Origin of the sequence: uncultured Acetobacterium sp. (assembly GCF_927416815.1) — a bacterium.
Taxonomy (GTDB): domain Bacteria; phylum Bacillota; class Clostridia; order Eubacteriales; family Eubacteriaceae; genus Acetobacterium.
On record NZ_CAKMJU010000077.1, the window covers coordinates 1 to 5,067 of the forward strand.

A 5,067-nucleotide genomic window follows, 5' to 3' on the forward strand; every position below is an offset into this window, starting at 1 on the left:
TATTTAAAAACATCCTATGTTATGGTTCGGCAATCAACCGGGCGAGCGCAGCAATGAAGCAGTTTGAATTTAAAAACATCCTATGTTATGGTTCGGCATCGAAAACGAATGGGCCTGTACAGCCTTAGGCGAATTTAAAAACATCCTATGTTATGGTTCGGCAAAATAATGATTTGGTGGGGTTGGATATGATCGAAACATTTAAAAACATCCTATGTTATGGTTCGGCTATAGAAAAACTGCTAAAAAATAATAATGAGGGCTGATTGAATCCCTATATTAAGGCGTTATAGAAAAATTTACCAGCCGTTTTAAGAATTCCGAAATAAACGCTTCTGCTCCATAGAAACCCCATTAATTATGGCAATTTTGATAAAACACATAAAAAATGCCTGGTAAATTAAAGGAAAAGGTTCTCGGCAGATTGGAAATTGCCCAAAGTTTCTTCTTCAAAAACATCCCCATTAATTAATTTAATTATACACACAAAATCCTCTTCGCCAACAATAATATTTTTTAATTCCTGTCGAAGTTGAATGAGCTTTGAGGGCGTAATCGCACCGCGAAAGACTGATTTTTGGTAATGAACCAAATATTTTTTGCAAATTTTAAAAACCTTGTTCACTCGTTTTTCATTGATATCATAGAAAACAAAGGCATAATTATAATTAAGTGATTTTCCCATGACTTATTGTTTATCCTTACTATTAAACGGAATAAAAATTTGCCCTTCAAGAATTTCCTTAATTAGTTTATAACAGTCTAGTTTGATGGCGGTTCGATAACTTACTTTCCGCTTAAGCTTGGGATGCTGAAATACACTTTCCAGACGTTCTTCGAAGGCTCCGACAAATACTTTTCGGCCTTCTTCATTAAGAATACAATAATTTAACTTCTTTTCAAAATGTTTATCTACTTGAAGACGTCGATTGTTCACAAGATCAAAGATCGTCTTAAAAACAATCACGGGTTTAAAAACTTCGCACAAATCAAGACTCAAAGAAAACCGACCTTCCGATGGCTCGTGAAGAAAACTGATCCGTTGATCCAAGTGAGTCTGATAAATCACAGAGATGGTCTTGGAGTAAAGCAAGCTATTGCCAAAAGAAATCAGCGCATTAATGGGATTATCAGGAGGACGCTTGACGCGTTTATTCATCATAAAATCTTCAGGCAAGAAATAGTTAAAGCTCGAATAAAAGCGCTGCCACAATTCGCCTTCAATTTGCAAAATTTGTTTTATATGGTACGCGCGAGACAGGTTTAATGGCAAATCTTTGCGAATCCAGTCAATGGTGGGTTTTACCTCTTTCTTTTCATGCTTATAATAATGATAGAGCAGTTCATCAATATTGCAGGCGATGCCTTGAACAATGGCCTTGGCAATATCAAGACGTTTATTTGCTGACGCGTTTACCTGGGCAACCAGCAAACGGCCACTGACGAGCGTCTCTTTTGGATAAAAGGTGCCGCTGTAGCCTTCATGATAGTTGAAAAAGTGAACAATGACCTTATTTTTGGAGAGAAAATCAAGCAGCTTTGTATTGATGCTTACCTCAGACAGACAATAAAGTTCACGGATCCCTTCAATGGGAATATAAGTGTTTCGTCCGTTCACACGAAAGCAAAGTGAATTATCCTTCCTGGTCAACTCACCCATGGATGTCAGATATCGGGTATGTCCCATAAAAAACCTCCTTTAGATACAGCAATAAGTATAATAAGCGCACTTCGTGCACTTCCTATTAATGGCAACAGCTGGTGGTGCCGATTGGTTTAATAGTTCAATAATTTCCGTTTCGAGGATGGACAGCTTTTGGATGTTTTCCTCGTCCAAATCCACATAATAAATTTTTCGATCACCTTTGTTTTTTTCGACAAATTCTATTTTTCCTTGGCGTTCTATTCCTTTTTTCTTTAGAACATTGAGATAGAAAAGAACTTGCCACTTTACGGCTTCATAGTCAGCATCGGATTTTTTGATTTCAACCAGATAATCTTTGGTAATCTTATCAATTTTGATGTTTTCAACAGCAATTTCCGTTTGGGCACTTTCAGCCGCTTTAACCTCATGCAGGGCCTTTCCAATTTTAACATCCTCACTATTGTCTTCTAGGTTGATCCGATTGCCATGGAGCCAGCATTGACGTTTGCAATGGATGTAATAATTTACTAGGGTACCAGTTACTCCCATAAGCAACTCCTTTACAAAAAAAGATTGTTTTCATGATGGGCACGAAATGCATTTCGATCAAACTTACCATTTGGGAAAAACGCCTCATCACGTTCACATCGATAAAGATCTCCAATTTGTCCTTGATGATCAAATAAATACTTTGGCATGGGAATTTGATAAATAAAATAATCCATTTTCTCCGAAAAATCAGATAACCGTACCCGTTTTTCGGCATAACCCATGGAATTATTCAGCAGTAAATCAAGATAGTCATTCCACAGACCATCACTATCAATAAGAACGCCGTCCATTTCGACAGGATTACCGCAAATAAACAAAGAAATTTCTTGGCGATTATCATCAATCAGCTTCATATGTTTTTGGAGCTCAAAATAGTCAAAATTCCATAAGGTTTCCCGGGCGAAATTTTCAATATTTGAATCATTATAAGCTAGTTTGGAGGCATTGATTTCTGTGAGAATGATATCATAAAAGGTAGTAAAGTTTTTACTCTCAAGCAGGCTCCACATGGTTTGATCCTGGATTGTGAGGTGCTCCTGTTTTCTAAAATCGTTGCGGTATAAAAGATCAGCAGGGTCATAATTAAAAAAGAAAACCTTGGCAGCTTTTTTTTTGCAGGAACGATTGATGCGGCCAAGGAACTGTTCTTCTGCATCAAAAAGTGAAATGTCTTTAAAGCCCATATCCATATCGATGTCGACGCCGGCTTCGATGACCTGAGTGGCAACCAGAATCAAATTTCTTCCGGTTCGTACCCTTTCAATAATGTGCTTTCTTTCCGCTTTATTATCATCGCCGGTCATACATAAAATCTCGCGCTTGATTCCCAGTGAGTTGAGTTTATCGTTTAGTCGGACAAAAAAATCTAGGGCTGTCGATTTTTTAATAAATTCAACCAGGATTTTGTTCTCAAAACCAACAAATTTTGGATTGTTTTCAAGCATAATGCTGGTTTTTATTATTTTGTCTAAAAGCTGATCAAGAATGGCTTCCCGGTCATAGTTTAACAGTGAAAAATCTAAACTTACGCGGTCTTTAAAAAGTGGATGCTGGTAGTAGCGTTGCGGATCTTTAATGAGTCTTGGCACTGGGCGAGCATCCTTTAAACTAAGTTTTCCCAGATCGGGTAGGGTAGCAGACATAATGATAATGCGCATATTTAAAAGCTGGGCATAATCCTGAAGAAATAGGATAATCTCTTTCCAAAGATGGTTAGGATAACTTTGGATTTCATCCAGGATAATAACACTGTTGGCCAGATGAGCCAAAGGAAAAACCGATTCCCGGTCGGTGCCAAAAAGGGTGTTAAAGAAATTGACATGGGTGGTCAAAATCAGGGGATAATGGAAAAACTGTCGGGCTAAAAGGGATTGTTCATAATCAGTACATCGGTTATTTACATCAGTCCGTTGCTTTTTAGCTGATTCATACAACTCGCCATCCGGATAATTTTCACCAGAAGTTGTCAATGCTTTAATGGAAGTAATACCATTAACTACCGTAATTGCATTAGCAATGGCTGGATCAGCATTAAAGGCATTCATTAAACTGCTCTTTGTTTGCTCGACTAAGGTGTTAAAAGGAAAGACATAGGTGATTTTATTGAGCTTCGAATCGGATTCTAATAGTTTTAAGGCAAGATTGATAGAGGTATTGGTTTTCCCACTTCCGGTGGGCGCTTCAAAAAAGAAAAGTGATTCATTAGAATTTTTCAGCAGATTTTCTTCGGCCTCTAAAAAGAGTTCACTGCGTAAGGTGTTGATATCGTCTTGATCAAAAGGACTCACTGCAGTACTGCTTTTACTTAACTGGTGTTTGTGGATGTTTTGCGTAATGGGTGATTGATTAAAAGCCGTCAGGTAGTGATTGATATCCTTAATGGTACCAAAATGATGAATGGGCCCGTGCATAAAATCAGAGGTGGCATAAAAATCACAGGAAACCAAAAGACCAAACAAAAATCGTCCATAGATTATCCAGGGAATTGACTTCCATAGTTCATTTCTTTTTAGGTCGGTTAGTACTTTATGATGGGCACTTTCTATATTTCCTGGCTTTTTTATGATGTCACCAAATGATTCGGTGTACAAAAAACAATCTTCGGGTTTTTCGTTGACTAAATCGCGATCGATTTCTTCTAAAAACTTTGGAAAATTGCTGAGATAACCATGATGCTTGCTAATAATATAGGAATTAAAGATTAGGGTAAAAAACAGGATATGTTGTTCTTTACCTTTAAACGTAAAGACTTTGTTGAGATAGTGATTTGCATAAATGAGTGCTGAAAAGTAAGAGTGATTGGCGTTTTTCGAGCAGGTGGCCTGATGGGCGTGGTTCTTCATTTTCTGGCTTTGAAAATTTGGATTTGTTTTACCAAGGTCATGGGTATAGATGGCATTATAAAGAAGCTCCTGCCACAAGGTTTTGGCGGAATCGGACAAATCGCCAACGAGTTGAATTTCGAAATGATGAAAAATTGGGTCTAAATTCTTTTCCGCACAGAGTTTCTCAAAGTAGCTCATGGTTAGGTTCATATGATCTTCTAACAACTCCGATTTAATGTTTCCATGCCCATCTTCGCGAAGATGGGCATGGAATGGAGCAGCCGTATTAAAATGCGCTTTGAAATTAAAGCGTGGAACGTGATCAAAATACATAAAGGTCTCCTAAAAAAAGATAAGATTATTTTGGGCAGCCTGGTGTACGGTTGTCGTATCCGATAATTTTACCGGGATATTGGTATAAACAAACGGGATGGTTTGATACTGATTGGAATCGGGATCAATTGCTAGCGGCAGCCGTTCTTCATATTTAAAATCAAGTGCTTCCGTATCGTCTAAAAACAAATCATCCTGGGGAACCAGAGTCCC

Annotated in this window: 4 protein-coding genes, 1 pseudogene and 1 CRISPR repeat array; all 5 genes and pseudogenes read right to left on the reverse strand. The window is 37.8% G+C overall.

The features are described 5' to 3' along the window. Position 1 precedes the first annotated feature (1 nt). Positions 2-231: a CRISPR direct-repeat array (repeat unit 31 nt; unit sequence ATTTAAAAACATCCTATGTTATGGTTCGGCA). Between the two features lie 169 nt (positions 232-400). Continuing rightward, positions 401-685 carry a CRISPR-associated endonuclease Cas2 gene (gene cas2, locus QZ998_RS11220; protein WP_296560641.1) on the reverse strand — a complete coding sequence of 95 codons (285 nt, stop codon included), beginning with the start codon at positions 683-685 and terminating at the stop codon, positions 401-403. Between the two features lie 3 nt (positions 686-688). Then, positions 689-1,687 carry a type I-B CRISPR-associated endonuclease Cas1b gene (gene cas1b / locus QZ998_RS11225; protein ID WP_296560643.1) on the reverse strand — a complete coding sequence of 333 codons (999 nt, stop codon included), beginning with the start codon at positions 1,685-1,687 and terminating at the stop codon, positions 689-691. A gap of 12 nt (positions 1,688-1,699) precedes the next feature. Beyond that, positions 1,700-2,194: a CRISPR-associated protein Cas4 gene (locus QZ998_RS11230; RefSeq protein ID WP_296560645.1), complete on the reverse strand. Its 495-nt coding sequence runs from the start codon at positions 2,192-2,194 to the stop codon at positions 1,700-1,702. Between the two features lie 11 nt (positions 2,195-2,205). Then, a complete protein-coding gene (gene cas3, locus QZ998_RS11235) occupies positions 2,206-4,854 on the reverse strand; it encodes a CRISPR-associated helicase Cas3' (RefSeq protein ID WP_296560647.1) in 2,649 nt (882 codons plus the stop codon). Between the two features lie 9 nt (positions 4,855-4,863). Then, positions 4,864-5,067: pseudogene (locus tag QZ998_RS11240) on the reverse strand (hypothetical protein); the annotation flags it as partial.